The sequence below is a fragment of the Hydrotalea sp. genome (assembly GCA_030054115.1).
Lineage (GTDB): Bacteria > Pseudomonadota > Alphaproteobacteria > JASGCL01 > JASGCL01 > JASGCL01.
The window spans coordinates 35,125-53,530 of sequence record JASGCL010000001.1 but is presented as its reverse complement, the minus strand read 5'-3'; the positions used below and the strand labels follow the sequence as shown (position 1 = coordinate 53,530).

Genomic DNA, 18,406 nt, shown 5'->3' with positions numbered 1-18,406 from the left:
TGCGCTGTAAATTTTACGATTTGCTCGTTTTTTTCACGGTGCGAAACGGCGTGTAGGTTGGGATGCCCAAACGGCGGTTGATAACATATTGTTGCAATATCGACAGGGCGTTGTTCCACGCCCAATAAATAACCAGGCCAGCCGGCGACGAACCCAGCATGAAGGTAAAGATGTAGGGGAAATAGCTGAAGATTTTTTGTTGCAATGGGTCGGAAGCGGGTGGGTTAAATTTTTGTTGCAACCACAGGGTAAAGCCCATGATGATGGGCCAGATGCCGATATTCACAATATGCAACACTGCCGGCACTTGCCATGGAAACAAACCAAAACCGGTCAATAAACCATAGGGATCCGGCACCGACAGGTCGCTTATCCAGCCAAAAAATGGCGCGTGGCGAAATTCGATAGAGATGTTGAAGACGTGATAGAGGGCAAAAAATACTGGAATTTGAATCAACATCGGCAAGCAACCGGCCAGCGGGTTGACGCCTTCTTTTTTATACAACGCCATCATCGCCTGCGACTGCTCGGCCGATGTTTTGTGGCGTTTTTTTAATTCCTCGACCTTTGGCGCGAGTTTCCGCATCATCGCCATCGATTTAAATGAATGCTGGGCAAAGGGGAACAGCAACAACCGCACCACCACCGTCAGGGCAAGAATCGCCAACCCAACCGAATGCAATTGATCGCTTAGGAAATGAAGCAACCAGGCCATCGGTTTGGTCAGTATGTAAAGCCAACCATAATCGATAGTCAGGTTAAATTTGTCGATATTTTTGCTGGTCGCATAATCGTTAATAATGCCGGTGTCTTTCGGCCCGACAAAAAGATAAAGTGTTTTTTCAATCGTATGGCGGCGCGGCAAAATATCGTAATCCATGGTGTAATCAACTTGGTAACGGCCACGGCCCAGCGACGCCCCCTTGTCATAGGTAATGCGGCTGGCGAGTTTGCTGTCGGGGTTGGCGGGTATCGCGGTGGCGTCGTCGGCGGTGGTTGCTGGTTTATTGCTGTTCTGCGCCGTGCCACTGATATCGGGGACCAGGGCGGTCAGCCAATATTTATCAGAAAAGGCAAACCAGCCGGTTTTGCCCGAGCCCTGGAATGGGGTTTTTATCATCTTGGCATAGGTTTCTTGGGTAAGTTTCTTATCCAGCATGACCATCGGCCCCTCCCGCACATTACCGACCGTAACCGGCGGCGCGCCAAATCGCGCTGTCAAACCATAAAATGCAATATCTTGGTTGGTGACGCCGATGTTTTGCACCGATTGTTTGATGGTGAAAAGGTAATTGTCGTCGAGGCTGACCAGCAGTTTATAAATCAAGCCGTCCGAACTATAGGTCAGGGTGACATTGTCGCCATTTTTTAAAACTTTTTTATTCGCCGTCCATAAACTATCACTATTCGGCAGGGTGATGCGGTCGTTGCGGCTCAACCAACCCAAATCAACGACGTAACCATTAGCGCTGTTGCTGGGTGACAGCAAGGTCACCGGCGATTGGTCGTCAACCGCGTTGGTGTATTGTTTCAGAACAATATCGTCAAAGCGCAAACCGCGCAGGTTGATACTGCCCTTTATCGTTGGGCTGTCGATAAGCACCCGCGGGTTATCGGCCAGGGCCTGGTCGCGGGGTTTAATAACCGCATCCTTTTGCGCGGCGGTTTTTTTACCGGCCGTGGTATCGGCGGTTGTGGTGGTGACCGGCGTTGCGGCCGGGGTGGCGGGTGGTTTCGGTGCGGGGAAAAAATAACTCCAGGCACCGATAATAACGGTGGAAAGGATAATGGCCAACAGCAGGTTGCTTTTGTTATTCATAGCTCTTTCCCCAAAATGTTAGAAAGTTATTTAAGAAATTTTATTGTCCCGATATTGATTGATGACGGCATCTATAGCTTCTTTCACTTGATTCTGCAAGGGCAAGAAGCCCGCCCGCGCCGTTTTTGGCGTGGCGATGAAAACAAAATCGAAAGGTAAAGTTTCGGCCGGCGATTGGTCGAGGTAAGCGCGGCTGATGACTTTTAACCGGCGTCTAATTTTGTTGCGGGTGACGGCCTTGCCAATTTTTTTGCTAACCGTGAAGCCGACCCGCGGGCCAATAGTGGGCGCGTTGTTGCGATTGGCGGTTGCCGCCACCAAGATGAGCGGTTTTTTAACAACCAGGCCATGTTTTTGCGTGTGCAAAAACGCGCTTCGTTTTTTGATAGTGGTTAGCTTCAATGAAGTTTAGAATTTTGATGAATGTTAGCGGGGGGTAAAAGCCCTTGTCTAGGGTTGGTCTAGGTTTTGGTCTGGTTTCATGCACCATTGGCGACGATGCAAACGATGGCTTAGCTTATGGCAAGCCCATCAAATTGATGACGGCGTTTAGGCCGATAATTTTTTGCGACCCTGGCGGCGGCGGCGCGCCAGGATTTTTTGCCCGTCGCGGGTTGCCATGCGGGTTCTGAACCCGTGGCGGCGTTTGCGCACCAATTTGCTTGGTTGATATGTTCTTTTAACCATGATGATTTTTGCTTAGGGTATTTTTTGCACCTTGTCAATGGTAAAAGGCAAATGATAAAAAAAATGCATGGAAGATAGCGATGCCGCATTGCCCGTCGGCGTGCTTTAGCCAGGGGGGGGGTCGTGTAACGTTTTTTATATTAAAAAATATATGAGGATAAAAAGATGAGTTGGCGAACCCACCCAAAAAATATCTCCACCGCTGTCGCGGTGTTCGTATTTTTATCCCTCGTCGGCGGCTGAAGCACGCCGACAGGCAATGTGGCATTTTTCGAATTGAAGTAGTAGCGTAAAAAAATTGCTCCAAAGCCCCTCTCCCGTCATTCCCTGACAATTCCTTGATAATTAAACTTGCTTACTTATCGCCGATTTTTTTAGGACGATGTAGTGCGCGCCGTCGCCGCCGCGCCGTGGGTCGGCCAATTGGTGGCTGGCGATGATGCCGTGGTGCCGTTCCAAAAATTGTTGCAGGGTGTGTTTCATGACGCCGGTGCCCTTGCCCGTGATGATAAGCAAATGCCGCCGCCCGCCCGCCCGCATGTTATAAAAAAAATTATCCAGCGCGGTGAAGCCCTGGGCCGCCGTCATGCCATGCAGGTCAAGCCGACCATCGATGGGCAGGTTTTTTTGCGATTTTTTTATCGTGCCATTTGGCACGGTGTTGGGCACGGCGGGCGGCGGCGCGATGGTTACCGGCGCGTAATTGGTTGTTAGCCGCCGTGGCGCAGGTGGCAATGTTTTTTTTGTAAGGGCGGGTGGCCGCGCGGCAAGCGGCGCGGGCGAAATCGAGTTACGCGCGTTGTTTTTTTTCAGCGGCGGATTCGGCAAAGCGATGGGTTTTATTTTTAATACCTTCGTTTTTGCCTTATAACTTTCTCATAAATTCATGGCGCAATTATAATCGAAGCCGGTTGGTTTTGCTACTTTTTTTGCGGGCGCGGGCGTGGCAACTTGATTTGTCAATGGCAATCATCTAGAGGTGGGTGAGATGTCTCTGCTTAGCAAAATTACTGGTGGCAATAAATATATTGGGTTGATAGCATTATTGATTATGATGGGGCTTCTCAGCACCGACATTTTTTTACCCAGCCTGCCGAAAATTACCGAATATTTTCACACCGACAAAACCCAAACCGTTAAGGGGTTGAGTTATTATTTTATCGCCCTGGCCGGGTCGTTTTTGTTTGTCGGCAATTTGGTCGACCGGTTCGGTCGGCGCATCATGCTGTTGATTGGCCTGGTTATGTATATTGCCGTGTCATTGCTGATTGGTTTTAGCTGGTCGGTGGAGGTTTTTGTTATCGGCCGCGCGGCCCAGGGGGTGGCCTCCGCCATTATCAACACCACCGCCCGCACCATCGCGCGCGACACCACCGAACGCAGTCAAATGGGCAAGGTTTTTTCATTCGTCGGCATGGTGGTTTCGATATCGCCGATGGTCGCGCCCTTGATTGGTGGCTTCATTGAAAAATACCTGGTGTGGCAGGTTAGTTTTTATTTCTTGAGCGTTTTTGCCGGCTTGATATTGCTGTATGTTGCCTTTCGCCTGCCCGAAACCGCGCCGAAAAAAAACCGCGCTGAACAGCAATTGGAAAAAAGCCTGCTGGGCGAATTTAAAGCCTATTGGCTGATTTTATCGCATTTTGGTTTTTTGGCCTATGGCGCGGTGTTGTTTGGCTTCTTCGCTTTTTTTGGTTCCTACATCGGTGCGTCGTCTTTTATCTACACGCAATTGGGGTTGCAACCCGACCAATTTGGATTGATATTCACCATGACCGCGGTGATGTTTTTGGTTGGCTCGACCATCAATAACCTTATACAGGACAGGGTCGGGGGGTATCTGCTGATGTTGGTTGGGGTATCGCTTACGACCTTGGGGGTTTTTATTCTCTGGGCGTTGGCGACATTGCAAATTCACCAGGTGTGGGCGGTGGCCGTGCCGATGATGGTGGCGACGCTTGGCAATGGCATGGGCATTGGCAATGCCTTCGCCGGTTCGACAAAATATTTTCGCGTAAGGGCGGGCACCGCCACGGCGATGCAGGGCTTCGCCCAATATGGCACCATGGCAGTGGCGGTGAATGGCATGGGGCATTTTTTAACCGGCGATGGCGGTGACGTCGTGATGGCCTTGAGCCTTGCCATGATACGCGCCATGGTGTTGGCCTGGGCGGGGGTTGCCGCCGTGTCGGTGATTGAGCATTACAAGCTCCGATTGCGTTATTTTTAATAGCATTTCTGCTTTTTTATTTTCGTTGCCATGTTATTTAATATCATGTAGTATAACCACCATAGATAAGAGATACGAAGCAAAATGTCCGCAATTCCCAACATTCTACCGGTGTTTCCTTTAAGCGGGGTCATCATTCCCCCTGGCGCGGTGTTTCCCTTAACCGTATTTGAATCGCGTTACGTGGCAATGCTTGAGGATGTGTTAAAAAACGGCCGTTACCTTATCATGGTGCAACCAAAAGGCGATAGTTTGGGGCACGAGAAGGGGGAGGAGGTCGTCAGTGGCGGCAAGGGGAAATTCCCGTCGCTTTACAATGTTGCCACCCTGTGTAAGGTCGTGTTGTTTGACGAGAATTCGCCCAGCCGTTACCGCATCACGGCGATGGGGTTGCAACGGCTGGTGCCGGGCAAGGAAAAGGCGATGAAGCGTGGCTATCGCCGTTTTACCTTTCAACGCAAGCAATATATACGTGATTTGTTGAACGACAATTTCCGCATCACCGACCGCAAGAATTTTTTCACCCTCCTGTCGCGCTATTTGGAGCGTTTTGAAAAGGATGTCAATTACGATGATTTTGAAAAATTGGATGATGAAAAAATTCTGTTTGTGGTGATGACAACCTTCCCATTTTCGCCGGCCGAGAAGCAAGCTTTGTTGGAGGCAAAAAATACCCACGAGCGGTTTGAGCTGTTGGTTGCATTGCTCGAGATGGACATCAAAGACCAGAGCAACCGTGTTGACAGCAAAAAAGTCGGTTTCTGGGGCGGTGTCAAAAAAAGAATATTGCAATAACACCATCAACGATTATCCAACGGAGGGCGCGCCCATCAGCACGCCTATAAAAAAATCCTCACAAAAAAATTTCGCATAAATTACGTAAAAATATTGCCTTAAAAATATCATGGCGCGGGATAATAATGCAACCAGCAACCCCGCGACCTTTATCCTCAATGTGCCAAATATTGGCGGTGGGGGGCAATCGGGTACGGGCAACAACGCCGGCAACCCCATGCCGAATCCGGGGACGAATCCCATGACAAACGCAGGGGGCAATAACGCAAACAATCCCATGCTGATGAAGTTGCAGGAATTGGTCAATCAGGGCATGAACGCCATCCAGCAAAAGCAGTGGCAGGTTGGGCTTGACGCCCTGTCCCAGGCGGCATTGCTTTCCGACCAAACGCCATTTTTGTGGGAACACCTCGGCCTGTGTGCGGTGCAGTTGGAAAAATACGAGGCGGCTTACCTCCACACGACGCGCCTCCTGTGGTTGCAACCCGACCATGTTTCGGCGCACTTGAACCGTGGGCGCATCGCCAATAAATTGGAAATGCTGACCGAGGCGGTGGCTGATTTTGAATGGGTGATTGCCGCGAAGCAATCATCGCCGACGCAAATTGCCGAGGCCGGCGTCGAATTAATTGCCCTTTACCGCGACATGGCGACCAGCAAGGCCGAGGTGAAAAAAGCCCTCGATATCATCGCCATCATGGAAAAACTACCGCCCGAGGCAATGGCCCCGGTGCAGGGAAAATTTTATCGCCACCGAATTTTTACCTACCTCAAGGCGGGGGATTATAAAAAAGGTTTCGAATATTACGAGGTGCGTAACGACCCAACCATAAAATTATTCAGCCAGCCGATTTGGGCGATGCTGGCGCACCACCAAGATAGTAATTTGTGGCGCGGCAAGGAATCGCTGAAAGATAAAGTTATTTTAATATCGGCCGAGCAGGGGTTTGGCGATGTGATTCAATTTTCGCGTCTCCTGCCCGATTTTTTGGCGATGGCAAAAAAACAGGGGGCAAAAAAATTGCTGTTGGAGGTTTACCCGACCCTGGTCGAATTGATGCAATCATCGCCCATTACAAAAGATATCGAGGTGATTGCGCGCGGTGTTACGACGCCGGTATTTGATTATTGGGTGCGGTTGGGTAGCCTGCCGCATCATTTGCAATTGACCATCGATACCATCCCCTATGCCCAGAAAAAACCATTTGCCTATCTTGGGGTTGCGCCGCCCGCGAGCCTAACTGGCGAGCCGGCCAAAACAGCATTGTCAAAACCATTGTTGCAGGTGGTGCCCGGGCGGCGAAAAATCGGCATTGCATGGTCGTCGAATGTCAGCAGTAACGATAATTCCCTGCGCTCCCTGCCGGGGTTAAAAACCCTGCTCCCCCTGTGGGATGCCGAGGATTGCGATTTTTATTCCCTGCAAGTTGGCGAGAAGGCCAAAGAAATTGTCGAGCTGGGGATGGAGGCCGCCTTGCTCGACCTATCGCCTTACCTTAAAAACTTCGCCGACACCGCAAGGCTTGTGCAGGAAATGGATTTGGTGATTACCATCGATTCGGCGGTCATGCATGTCGCCGGTGCGCTGGGGAAGCCTGCGTGGGTGATGGCGCCCTACGCCGCCGATTGGCGGCTGGGGCTGGGCAAGGCGGAGGACACCCACCCCTGCCCATGGTATCCGACCGCGACGGTGGTGCGGTGCGACGCGCCCGGCGCGTGGGATAAGGTTATCGAGCGGTTGTTGGAAAAACTGCTAAACGATAAAAAATAACCAGCCCCCAATTTTTTTTGATTTTTTCAAAGATGGTTTATCAATTACAAACCCCATCCTTGGTGCAACCAAGGCCAGCCACCAACAAACCGCTGGTCAATTTGTTTTTCGCCACCGACCAAAAATACGTGGCCTTCACCGGTTTGGCGGTGGCGACGTTTTTAAAACACCTCAACCCCAATTTTTTTTTGAACGTGGTGATAGTCCATGATGGGTCGGTGACGCGCCAACAGATGGAACAATTTGGCAAATTGCGCAACACAAATAACGTCGAAAACAATATTGCCTTTTTGGATTGCCGCAATGAATTGCTGGTCTTGAATGAAAAAAACCTGGGTGGCACGCGCGGCACGATGTTTCGGTTGCTGTTGCCGCTGATTATGAAAAATCTTGACCGCGTGCTTTACGTCGATTCTGACCTTATCGCCGCCGGCGACATATCGGAACTTTTTACGATGGATATGAAAGGGTGCGCCATTGCCGCGTCGCGCGATTTGCCGGTTTACGCCAATTGTGTTGCGACCGAGGTCAAGGTGCCGGTCAGGCCGTTTATGAACATGCTGGTCGATGGCGGCGAGCAAGACAATGCCATGACATGGCGCGAGTATCTTAAAAAATACCTGGGCATCGACAACAATTGGGGCGATTATGTCAATGCCGGCGTGATGTTGTTTGATGTAAAAAAAATGTGGGAATTGAATCTGGTGGATGGTATTTTGGGCGAAATCGGCAGGGGCTATGTTTACCTTGACCAGGATATTTTGAACAAACATCTGCTAACCCATTGCTTGCAACTATCGCCGATTTGGAACCTGCATGCTTTTTTAACCACGCCGCTGTTTGCCGGCCATGTTGAAAAACATGTCGACAAGCAATTGGTGGCGGAATATGTGTCGGCCTGCAACAGCCCAAAAATTATCCATTTCGCCGGCCCGTGGAAACCATGGAAGCGTAATGATATCATCCACACCGATAAATTTTTTAACAGCCTGGTCGAAACCCCGTGGTTTGATGAGGTGATGAATCAATTTGAGCTGAACAAAATGTATAATTTGCAGGTGAAAAAAATATGAGCAACGAAAAAACGCCGGCCGTGTCGGTGGTGATGAGCGTTTACAACGGCGGCAAATTTTTGCGGCCCAATGGGATTGGTTCGATATTGAATCAAACATTTCAGGATTTTGAATTTATCATCGTTGACGATGGTTCGACCGATGGTTCGACCGAGGTTATAAAACAGGCGGCGCAGGAGGACGCAAGAATCCGCGCGGTGTTTTTAAACCAAAACGCCGGCATTGCGCGGGCGCGCAACGCCGGCCTCAGCATTGCCCGCGGTAAATACATGATGGTGCAGGACGCCGAGGATATTTCCTATCCCAACCGCATGCAACAGCAATTTGATTTTATGGAGGCCAACCCCAGCTTCACCATGGTCGGCGCGGCGATGAAGGTCGTGAATTTAATGGTGCCGGAAAATGCCACGATGGCGCGCCAGGCGGCATCGGATTATTTAAGTGGCGCGCGCGAAACCACGCTTCATTACCCCAACGCCCCCGAACGAATAAAGGAAATCGTGATGAGGGGGTCGATGCCATCGACGCATCTGGTGTTTTTTGTTCGCATGGCGGCGTTGCGAAAAATTGGTGGTTATCATCCGGCCCTGCCGGTGGCGGAGGATATGGATCTTTTTTTTCGCCTTTACGCCCTTGGTGATGGTATTGGTGGCGGCATGACGCACCTGCCCGATGTGTTGGTCGACCATATTGTGCATGGTGATAATTCGGCCAACCGCGTGCCGCTGTGGAAGGCAACCTGCGCCATCGCCGCGTCAAAATCGCATCTGGCGCGTATTGCGGGCCAGCCCGATTTTTTGGCCGGCCGCGAAACCCCGCCGGGGCTCGATATTTTGGATATTGCCCAGAATCCAAACGAGCGATTAACCTTCGCGCGTTATATCATCGGCTCGTTGCTGTGGGGGATAGAGCGGGCGGAAAATCATAAATTATTTTGGCAATTGTTGCAGGATGAGGTTTTAACAAAAGAAATGCCCCTGCAAATAAAAACCGAGATTGTCAGCGGCTTGCTCAATGATATTTTAAATTACAGCCGGCAATATTACCCAGCGCATTTTACGTTGTTGCAGGAATTACTGCGCGCCATTATCCAATTGGTGGGGAAGGTGGAAAACTTGGATGATATTAAAAACACCATCCAACAATTTCTTGCCAGCAAGCAACAGGACGCCACGTGGCTAGAAAATTTGGTGTAAAAGCGCAACAAACGTTTATCCACAAAAAAACATTTTCACCACCACAAGTTATTGACATTTTTTATGTTTCGTAGCATGATGGCGGATAATTTTTTTTAATTACTTTTTCACCGAGGGGGAAAAAAACATGACAACCGCCACCGCATTAAAACCAAATGACCTAGAGGCATTTTGGATGCCATTTACCGCCAACCGTCAGTTCAAACAAAAACCACGTTTGTTTGTTTCGGCATCTGGCATGTATTACAAAACCGACGACGGCCGCACGGTGCTTGACGCAACCGCTGGCCTGTGGTGCGTGAACGCTGGTCACTGCCGGCCAAAAATTACCGAAGCGGTGCAAAAACAAGTCGCCGAGTTGGATTACGCCCCGGCCTTTCAAATGGGCCACCCGAAAATTTTTGAATTGTCATCGCAATTGGTGTCGATGTTCCCAAAAGGTTACGATTATGCTTTCTACACCAATTCGGGTTCTGAATCGGTGGAAAGCGCGCTGAAAATTGCCTTGGCCTATCACAAAATGCGCGGCGAGGGCGGGCGCACAAGGTTGATTGGTCGCGAACGCGGTTACCACGGCGTTAATTTTGGCGGTATTTCGGTCGGCGGCATCGTCAACAACCGCAAATTTTTTGGCACGTTATTAACCGGCGTTGACCATTTGCCCCACACCCATAATTTGGCGAAGAACGCCTTTAGCAAGGGCGTGCCGCAACATGGTGCCGAATTGGCCGATGATTTAGAACGGATTGTTACCTTGCATGGAGCCGATACCATCGCCGCGGTGATTGTCGAACCCATGGCCGGTTCGACCGGCGTGTTGATTCCGCCAAAGGGTTACCTGCAAAAACTGCGCGACATCTGCACCAAACATGGCATCTTGTTGATTTTTGATGAGGTCATCACCGGCTTTGGCCGCTTGGGGTCGCCCTTCGCGGTCGATTATTTCGGCGTCGAACCCGACATGGTGACAACCGCCAAGGGTTTGACCAACGGCGTTATCCCGATGGGGGCAGTGATATGCAAAAAACATATTTACGATGCTTTCATGAAAGGTCCCGAACATATGATTGAGCTGTTCCATGGTTATACCTATTCCGGCAACCCGGTGGCCACGGCGGCCGGGCTGGCGACGTTGGAAACCTACCGCGAGGAAAAATTGTTTGAACGGGCGCGCGACCTTGCCCCCTATTGGGAAAATGCCCTGCATAGCTTGAAGGGCATGCCCCATGTTATCGACATTCGCAACCTCGGGTTGGTTGGTGCGGTCGAGTTGGAACCGATGAAGGACCAGCCGACCAAACGCGCCTTCTCCGCCTTCTTGAAGGCGTTTGACAAGGGTTTATTGATTCGCACTACCGGCGATATCATTGCCCTGTCGCCGCCGTTGATTATCGAAAAGAAAGAAATCGACCAGATAGTTACAATGCTGGGCGATATTCTGAAAACATTGGAATAATAAACATGGCGTTACGGGTTTCCGTCTCTGCATATAAAAAAAGGGTGGATAGGTTGGTGGGCTGGCTGGCCTGCGGCGCATTTACGCTGTTTTCTAGCTTGCCGACCGAATCGCTTGCTAAGGCGGGGCAGGTCAATATCATTGCCTGGCCTGGCTATATGGAGCGTGGCCAGAACAACAAAGATTTTGATTGGCTAACCCAATTTGAAAAAGATACCAATTGCAAGGTTAATGTAAAAATCTCCAGCTCGTCGGACGAAATGGTAACCTTGATGAATCAGGGTGGTTTCGATTTGGTGACTGCGTCGGGCGATGCGTCGGTGCGCATGATACGCGCCGGCGTGGTGCAACCGATAGACATCAGCAAAATCACCGCTTGGAAAACCATCGACAAAAGATTGGAAAACCAACCATGGGACACGGTGAAGCAAAATGGCACGATGGTGCATTACGGCGTGCCATTCATGTGGGGGCCGATAGTTTTGCTTTATAATAAAAAGGTTTTTAAAACCCCGCCCACCAGTTGGTCGGTGGTGTTTGACGAACAAACCTTGCCCGACGGCAAATCGAACAAGGGGCGGGTCTCGGCCTACATCAGCCCGATTTACCTGGCGGATGTTGCGCTCTATGTGAAAAAACGTCATCCCGAATTAAAAATCGACAACCCCTATTACCTGACCGAAAAACAATATCAGGCAACCCTGGCCCAGGCGCGGGCGCAACGCAAAATTATCGGCCATTATTGGGGCAACCCAATGACGCAGATAGACGATTTCGCGAACGAGGGCACGGTGGCCTCATCCTCCTGGCAATTCCAAGTCAACCTGTTGCAACGGGGCAAAAAATCGGCCGAATTTGATTATACTATCCCGCGCGAGGGATCGACCGGTTGGGTTGACACCACGATGTTGCATAGCAAATCAAAAAATGTCGATTGCGCCTACGCATGGTTAAACCATTCGATAAGCCCGAAGTTGCAGGGCGATTTGGCGGCGTGGTTTGGCGCGGTGCCGGCCGTGCCGGCCGCTTGCCGTGGCAATAAATTGCTGGGTGAGGATGGTTGCCGCCGCAATGGGTTTTACCAATTTAAAAACATTGTCTTGACCACCACGCCGGTGCAAGATTGCGGTAAACCTGAACCTTGCGTGCCATACAGCCGCTGGGTGCATGATTACCAAGATATCTTGGGGCGGTGATTTTTTTCAGGAAACTTAGTTTTTAAAATAACCGCTATCGCCGCACGGAAAGCCCAAACCGGTCAGGCGAATGATTATCGCGCCCTCAAGTTTTGTAAATTATAATGCAAAAAATTCTTGCCATTTTGATTTTTGTTTGTTAGGGTTGCGATGGTTATTAAAAATTAACCCTAGCGTTGTAAAAATACTAAAATAAAATAGGAATAAAAAAATGGCCGTCCCCAAAAGAAAAACCAGCCCATCGCGCCGCCAAATGCGCCGGTCGCACCTTGCTATCTCCGGCAAAAACGCGGGGGTATGTAAAAATTGTGGCGAAAGCAAATTACCGCACCATGTTTGCACCCAATGTGGTCATTACGGCGACCGAGAGGTTGTTGCGCCAAACACAGCAGAGTAGCCATGGTGTGGGAGGTTGCTGTTATAATTTTTAATAACGGCTAAACTAACCCAGCATTATTATTACTTAAAAAAACTTGCTCGTTTTTCCATCCACAAGATATTATGATAAGAAAATCAGGCGAGGTTATCTTGGCGATCGATGTCATGGGTGGCGATAACGCCCCCGATGCGTCGTTGGTGGCTTGCGAAAAATTTCTAAAAAAAAATAACAATGTTTTTTTTCTGCTGGTGGGCAATGAAGCAAAAATAAAACCCTACCTGACAAAATACAAATTGTTGCGCCAAAAATCGCATGTCGTTCACACCAAGGATATTATCAAAAATGACGAACGCCCATCGGCCGCGGTAAGGATAGGCAAAAATAGTTCGATGGCGATAGCGGTGCAGGAAACCGCCATGGGCCACGCCGATGCGGTTATTTCGGCCGGCAACACCGGCGCGCTGATGGCCTTTTCGATGTTTGGTTTTAAACGTATCAAGGGTATTGACCGACCGGCGATTTGCGGGTCATTCCCGACAATGCGCGGTTGGACATGTGTCCTTGACCTTGGGGCGAATTTAGAAAACAGCGCGGCAGAATTATGCCAATTTGCCTTGCTTGGCAGTGAATTTGCCAAGATTCATTTTAACATTAAAAACCCCAGCGTTGGCATTCTGAATGTTGGTAGCGAGGAAAGCAAGGGATTTGATTTTTTACAAAAAGCCGCCGAGGCCTTGCAACAAAAGGCAAAACCATTTGATAAAATTAATTACTATGGATTTATCGAGGGCGATGATATCGCCAAGGGCACGGTTGATGTCTGCGTGACCAATGGTTTTGTCGGCAATGTAGTGTTGAAAACCGCCGAGGGGATTGGCCGCCTGGTGAACAATAAATTAAAGCAGAGTTTTTCCGCCGACATGCGGACGCGGGTTAGTTATTTGTTGGCGCGCCACGAATTAAAAAAACTTCGCGATTTTTTGGACCCACGGCTTTACAACGGCGCGCCATTGCTCGGGCTTAATAATATCGCGGTGAAAAGCCATGGTTCGTCTGACCATGTGGCGTTTCGTTCGGCGATTCAATTGGCATACGAATTGGTTAGCAAACATATTGTGAATAATGTAAAACGGAATCTAGAAAGAATTGATAGTTAAAAAAATGAGCATAATGGTGGCGCGATGGAATTAAAAAAAACACGCCTTGTCGGGGTTGGGCACTACCTGCCGGCGCGCGTCATTACCAACCATGATTTGCCGGCCAGTTTGGATACGTCGGACGAATGGATATTTCAACGCACCGGCATTAAGAAGCGGCATTTTGTCGCCGATGGCGAAAAATGTTCCGACATGGCGATTGCCGCCGCCACCGCGGCTATCAAAACCGCCGGCGTGGCGGCAGGCGATATTGACATGGTGGTGGTGGCGACATCGACCCCCGACGATACCTATCCCGCGACCGCCGGTTTGGTCCAGGCGGCGTTGGGCATTTCGCCCGGGCCATTTTTTGACGTCCAGGCGGTGTGCGCCGGTTTTACCTATGCGCTGTTTTTGGCCAACCAATCGATTATGCTTGGGGCGGCAAAAAATATTTTGGTGGTTGGTGCCGATGTTAACAGCAAAATTATTGACGCCACCGACCGCGCCACCTATGTCTTGTTTGGCGATGGTGCCGGCGCGGTTATCCTTCATGGTGAAAAAGATAGTAGTGATAAGAATCAGCCAGGCATAATCAATTGCAAGATCGATGGCGACGGGCGACAACGCGATAAATTATTTGTCGATGGCGGGGTATCGTCAACCGGCACGGTGGGCAAGGTCAAAATGAAGGGGCAAGATGTTTTTCGTTACGCGGTCGATAAAATGGGCAAAATTGTCGAACAATGCTTGGCCGACGCCGATTTAACCGTCGCCGATATCGATTGGTATATTCCGCACCAGGCCAATTCGCGCATTATGGACGCGGTGTGCGAACGATTAAAAATGGACCGCGCCAAGGTAATTTCCACGGTGCACGAACATGCCAATATATCGGCGGCGACCATTCCGGTGGCGATGAGCATGGCAAACGACGACAAAAAATTTAAACCTGGCCAATTATTGGCGATGAGCGCGCTGGGCGGCGGCTTCGCCTGGGGCGGCGCGTTGTTGCGTTGGGGCTAAAAAGCGCGCAAAAAAAAGCGGTTATTGCTAACCGCTTTTTTTGTTTGAAATGATAGGTTTCAACGACCGCCACGAATGATTGTAGAAGGTCGCGGGTATTCCGTCATCGCTTCCTTATTATTATCCTTTATGTTCGATTGATTAGATGGTTTTATACGCACGTAAACAACGTCATTGTTGGGTTCGCTGGTGCGCGCGCTGGCATTACCGGCAACATCGTCCATCAAACTGCCAAGCAGGATAATGACCACCATCGCTGGTGGCATGGCGATGGCGCGTAACAATATTTTTAGCATTTTTTGATATCCCCTCACAGAATAGAGGTTATTGCAACGCCTTATTTTGATGTCTTGTGAATATGTGCAATCAGTTTAGCCACCGCGGCCGGCGACGGGCGGGCGTTGCTGATATTGGCGGTGATGATGGTGGCCGTTAGAACCGCAACGGCGAGCAGGAATGATTTTTTCATTGTTTGATGTCCCTTCAAAAACAAAATGAATTAATAATGATATTTATTATTCTATACTACTATTTATTATAACAAAAGTCAATGGAAATTATTATTTTAATGTAAATATAAGTAAAAATATATAAAACATGGTTGATAATCGCCACTTGCCGTTTGCCGCGATTCGCTTTAGGATTTTTTCATGTTTGCTTTTTTAACCGGCCGCGTCCTGTCGATGGCCGATAACAATTTGGTGTTGGATGTAAACGGCGTTGGTTATTTGGTGTTTGTGCCCAAACGCAGTTTGGCCAATTGCACCATCGGCCAGGTGGCGAGTTTTTTTATCGAAACCATCGTGCGCGAGGATGCCATTCAATTATATGGGTTCGAGCAGGCGGCGCAAAAAAAATGTTTTAACACCCTGACCACGGTGCAGGGGGTGGGCAACAAAACCGCCCTGGCGTTTTTGGATACATTATCGCCGCGCGATATCACGATGGCGATTTTATCGGGCGACGCCGACCGCTTAACCGAAACGCCCGGCGTTGGCCAAAAATTGGCGGGGCGGATTGTTCAGGAATTAAAAGATAAAATAACCAAACAAATGGGCGATGGCGAGGCAGGCGATGGTTCTGCGCCGGTTGGTGCGCCATTATCGGCGCAGGGTGACAGCGTGATGGCCGAGGTGATGGCGGCGTTGCAAAAACTCGGCTTCCAAAAAAGCGAAGCCTACCCGCTGGTGATAAAATTATTGCAGGCCGAGGAGCATAAAAACAAAAAGGTCGAAGATCTATTGCCACTGGCCCTCGGGCTACTCAGCAGTCGGTAAGGGGCTAGCGCGTGATAAGCGTGCCATTGCCGCTGGCGGCGAAAAGCTCGCGCCACACCGCGTGGGGTGCGCGGCCGTCGATAATCGCCACCGCCTTGGCGCCTGTATTTGTCACTATATTTGTCCCGGCCTGGTCGGCCTGGCGCACCGTGGCGATGGCGGTTTCGATTTTTGGTATCATGCCACCGCTGATGGTGCCATCGGTGATAAGGGCACGCGCCTGGGCGGCGGTGATTTGACTAATCAGCTTATTGTTTTTATCCAACAGGCCGGCAATATTGGTCATTAATAAAAAACGTTCGGCCTGCAGGGCGGTGGCAATGAAGCCGGCAAAATTATCGCCGTTGATATTATATTTATTGCCGGCGCGGTCGTAACCAATCGGCGATAAAATTGGAATGGTGGCGGTTGACAATAATTCATCGGCCGCATTGCCGGCGATGGTGACCGGTCTTCCGACCCAGCCCAAATCGCCGCGGTCGGGGGTTGTCAATTTTTCGGCCAGCACCAAATTATCGGGGTGCGGCAATGGCGCGCCGCCCGCCGATTCCACGGCGCGGCATAATTCATAATTGATATCGGCCATGGCCGAGGCGACGATGTTCATGGTGGCGGTGTCGGTGTAACGCAGTCCCTTAACAAATTGCACCGCGATATTGGCCTGTTGCAATTTTTTGTCGATGGCTGGCCCGCCGCCGTGGACGATGATGGGGTTGATGCCGATTTTTTTTAATAAGACAATGTCGCGCGCAAATGTTTTTATAAAATCATTTTCTTTTTTTTTATCGCCGCCGGTAAAAATATTGCCGCCCAATTTTATAACGATGGTTTGATTGTGGTGTTGTTCAAAAAATGGTTCGGCCTCGGCCGGCGGAATCCCCAAATCCCCCAGCAGGGCAAGCGCCGCATCCATCGCCATTGCAATCGTGTCGGCGTTGCTACCCACGGCGGTGTTTAAATTTTGTCCTTTAAGCGGTAATAGGCCATGGCCAACACCAACAATGGTGTGCGCAACATGCCGCCCGGGAATGGGCGATGGTTAAATTTTCTTATCATTTCAAATTGCCGTTGCTTCTCGCCACGCTTCGCCGCCAAAATGGTTTCGGCCAAAATTTTACCGCAGATAGGTGCCATGTTGACGCCCTGGCCCGAAAACCCCTGAACATAAATTGTTTTATCGGTTAAGAAACCCATGTCGGGCATGCGATTCATGGTTATATCAATCAAGCCGCCCCAGGCGTAATCGATTTTCACATCCTTCAATTGGGGGAAGACCTTGACCATGCGCGGCTTCATCCACGATTTTACATCTTGCGGTTCCAGCGTGCTGTATGTCGCGCGGCCGCCGAACAACATGCGGTTATCCGCGCTCATGCGGAAATAATCCAACGCCCAATTTAAATCGCAATAGGCTTGGTCATCGAGCACCGGGTTTAATTTATCGGGCAATGGTTCGGTGGCGACGACGTAACTGCCAACCGGCATGACGGTGCGGTAAAGTTTTTTTACCAATCGCCGTTTCCAATTGAGGTAAGCCCCGCCCGCCAGCAATATGGTATCGGCGGTGATGGTGCCGAACGGCGTGGTGACGATACCGCGGTCCATGTCTAAATCAACCGCTGGCGTGAATTCAAAAATCTGCGCCCCCAATTTTTTCGCCGCCAGGGCGTAACCGATGGTCAGCTTTAACGGGTGGAGGTGGCCAGAGTTTTTATCCTCGCCAAAACTAATATAGCGGCTTGTCGCCAATTTTTTATGCACCGTCTCCTTGGCGTGGTATTTAATGGTGTAGTTGCGCTTGGCAAGTGCCTCGATAACCTCCTGCAGGTAGCGGTCTTGCTTTTGCGTGATAGGCGCGTAATTCCAACCGGCCTTGTAATCGGCGTCGATATTAAATTCTTTGATTCTATCCTTCACCAATTTGGCCGAATCAACCCCGATGGCCCATGCCATGTCGCCGACGGTTTTGCCGTAATGTTTTTCGATATCTTTTTGTTCCCAGTGCCAACCGCGAATAAGTTGCCCGCCGTTGCGGCCAGAACAACCATAGCCAACCTTGCTTTGCTCGACCACCATAACATTAACACCGGCGCGCGCCAGTTCGATAGCCGCCGACAAGCCAGCGTAACCCGCGCCCACCACCACCACGTCGCATTTTTTATCGCCGCGCAACATGGGGAAGGCCGGATATTTCGTCGCCGATGCCTGGTAATAGGTTTCGCGGTCGGTAAGTTGGTAGGCACCAGATAAAAAGCCAGGCTTCTTACCACGGAATTCGTTGGGTAGCGGATTTGCATTATCAGGGATGAACATAGTTGAATTTATAAGCAAAGCGGTCAATCAAGTCAAATAGAAAATCCTAGTT

At 50.1% G+C, this 18,406-nt stretch carries 19 protein-coding genes; 11 read left to right on the top strand and 8 right to left on the bottom strand.

The genetic code is table 11. The annotated features are described in order from the left end of the window. Positions 1-13 precede the first annotated feature (13 nt). The 4 genes from yidC to QM529_00260 all read right to left on the bottom strand — a co-directional run bounded on the left by yidC (position 14) and on the right by QM529_00260 (position 3,334). Complete coding sequence (gene yidC, locus QM529_00275; GenBank protein ID MDI9313104.1) at positions 14-1,819, bottom strand: membrane protein insertase YidC; 1,806 nt, start codon at positions 1,817-1,819, stop codon at positions 14-16. 30 nt (positions 1,820-1,849) lie between these two features. Then, positions 1,850-2,221 carry a ribonuclease P protein component gene (rnpA, locus tag QM529_00270; GenBank protein ID MDI9313103.1) on the bottom strand — a complete coding sequence of 124 codons (372 nt, stop codon included), beginning with the start codon at positions 2,219-2,221 and terminating at the stop codon, positions 1,850-1,852. A 147-nt stretch (positions 2,222-2,368) separates the two neighbouring features. Then, positions 2,369-2,506 carry a 50S ribosomal protein L34 gene (gene rpmH, locus QM529_00265; GenBank protein ID MDI9313102.1) on the bottom strand — a complete coding sequence of 46 codons (138 nt, stop codon included), beginning with the start codon at positions 2,504-2,506 and terminating at the stop codon, positions 2,369-2,371. A 345-nt stretch (positions 2,507-2,851) separates the two neighbouring features. Next, positions 2,852-3,334 (bottom strand): Smr/MutS family protein, encoded by a 483-nt coding sequence (locus tag QM529_00260; GenBank protein MDI9313101.1) that lies wholly within the window; start codon positions 3,332-3,334, stop codon positions 2,852-2,854. A 160-nt stretch (positions 3,335-3,494) separates the two neighbouring features. Between QM529_00260 and QM529_00255 the strand changes: the two genes are divergently transcribed. The 10 genes from QM529_00255 to QM529_00210 all read left to right on the top strand — a co-directional run bounded on the left by QM529_00255 (position 3,495) and on the right by QM529_00210 (position 14,764). Further along, a complete protein-coding gene (locus QM529_00255) occupies positions 3,495-4,736 on the top strand; it encodes a multidrug effflux MFS transporter (protein MDI9313100.1) in 1,242 nt (413 codons plus the stop codon). Between the two features lie 84 nt (positions 4,737-4,820). Continuing rightward, positions 4,821-5,531 (top strand): LON peptidase substrate-binding domain-containing protein, encoded by a 711-nt coding sequence (locus QM529_00250; protein ID MDI9313099.1) that lies wholly within the window; start codon positions 4,821-4,823, stop codon positions 5,529-5,531. A gap of 109 nt (positions 5,532-5,640) precedes the next feature. Continuing rightward, complete coding sequence (locus tag QM529_00245; GenBank protein MDI9313098.1) at positions 5,641-7,302, top strand: glycosyltransferase family 9 protein; 1,662 nt, start codon at positions 5,641-5,643, stop codon at positions 7,300-7,302. A 32-nt stretch (positions 7,303-7,334) separates the two neighbouring features. Then, complete coding sequence (locus QM529_00240) at positions 7,335-8,375, top strand: glycosyltransferase family 8 protein (protein ID MDI9313097.1); 1,041 nt, start codon at positions 7,335-7,337, stop codon at positions 8,373-8,375. Beyond that, a complete protein-coding gene (locus tag QM529_00235) occupies positions 8,372-9,571 on the top strand; it encodes a glycosyltransferase family A protein (protein MDI9313096.1) in 1,200 nt (399 codons plus the stop codon). The genes QM529_00240 and QM529_00235 overlap by 4 nt, the downstream gene beginning before the upstream one ends. A gap of 127 nt (positions 9,572-9,698) precedes the next feature. After that, entirely contained in the window at positions 9,699-11,027 is a 1,329-nt protein-coding gene (locus QM529_00230; GenBank protein ID MDI9313095.1) for an aspartate aminotransferase family protein, read from the top strand. Between the two features lie 5 nt (positions 11,028-11,032). Then, a complete protein-coding gene (locus tag QM529_00225) occupies positions 11,033-12,223 on the top strand; it encodes an ABC transporter substrate-binding protein (protein MDI9313094.1) in 1,191 nt (396 codons plus the stop codon). A gap of 211 nt (positions 12,224-12,434) precedes the next feature. Further along, positions 12,435-12,620: a 50S ribosomal protein L32 gene (rpmF, locus tag QM529_00220; GenBank protein MDI9313093.1), complete on the top strand. Its 186-nt coding sequence runs from the start codon at positions 12,435-12,437 to the stop codon at positions 12,618-12,620. 104 nt (positions 12,621-12,724) lie between these two features. Beyond that, positions 12,725-13,759 carry a phosphate acyltransferase PlsX gene (plsX, locus tag QM529_00215; GenBank protein ID MDI9313092.1) on the top strand — a complete coding sequence of 345 codons (1,035 nt, stop codon included), beginning with the start codon at positions 12,725-12,727 and terminating at the stop codon, positions 13,757-13,759. A gap of 24 nt (positions 13,760-13,783) precedes the next feature. After that, on the top strand, positions 13,784-14,764 hold the full coding sequence (locus QM529_00210) for a beta-ketoacyl-ACP synthase III (GenBank protein ID MDI9313091.1): 981 nt from the start codon (positions 13,784-13,786) through the stop codon (positions 14,762-14,764). 59 nt (positions 14,765-14,823) lie between these two features. Here QM529_00210 and QM529_00205 read toward each other — a convergent pair whose 3' ends face one another. Together QM529_00205 and QM529_00200 are read right to left on the bottom strand one after the other, a co-directional pair. Continuing rightward, entirely contained in the window at positions 14,824-15,060 is a 237-nt protein-coding gene (locus QM529_00205) for a hypothetical protein (GenBank protein ID MDI9313090.1), read from the bottom strand. 41 nt (positions 15,061-15,101) lie between these two features. Next, positions 15,102-15,233: a hypothetical protein gene (locus QM529_00200; GenBank protein ID MDI9313089.1), complete on the bottom strand. Its 132-nt coding sequence runs from the start codon at positions 15,231-15,233 to the stop codon at positions 15,102-15,104. 181 nt (positions 15,234-15,414) lie between these two features. Between QM529_00200 and ruvA the strand changes: the two genes are divergently transcribed. Continuing rightward, on the top strand, positions 15,415-16,041 hold the full coding sequence (gene ruvA / locus QM529_00195) for a Holliday junction branch migration protein RuvA (GenBank protein MDI9313088.1): 627 nt from the start codon (positions 15,415-15,417) through the stop codon (positions 16,039-16,041). A gap of 4 nt (positions 16,042-16,045) precedes the next feature. Here ruvA and argB read toward each other — a convergent pair whose 3' ends face one another. After that, positions 16,046-16,987 (bottom strand): acetylglutamate kinase, encoded by a 942-nt coding sequence (gene argB / locus QM529_00190; GenBank protein ID MDI9313087.1) that lies wholly within the window; start codon positions 16,985-16,987, stop codon positions 16,046-16,048. 8 nt (positions 16,988-16,995) lie between these two features. Continuing rightward, a complete protein-coding gene (locus tag QM529_00185) occupies positions 16,996-18,354 on the bottom strand; it encodes an FAD-binding oxidoreductase (protein MDI9313086.1) in 1,359 nt (452 codons plus the stop codon). Positions 18,355-18,406: the final 52 nt, after the last annotated feature.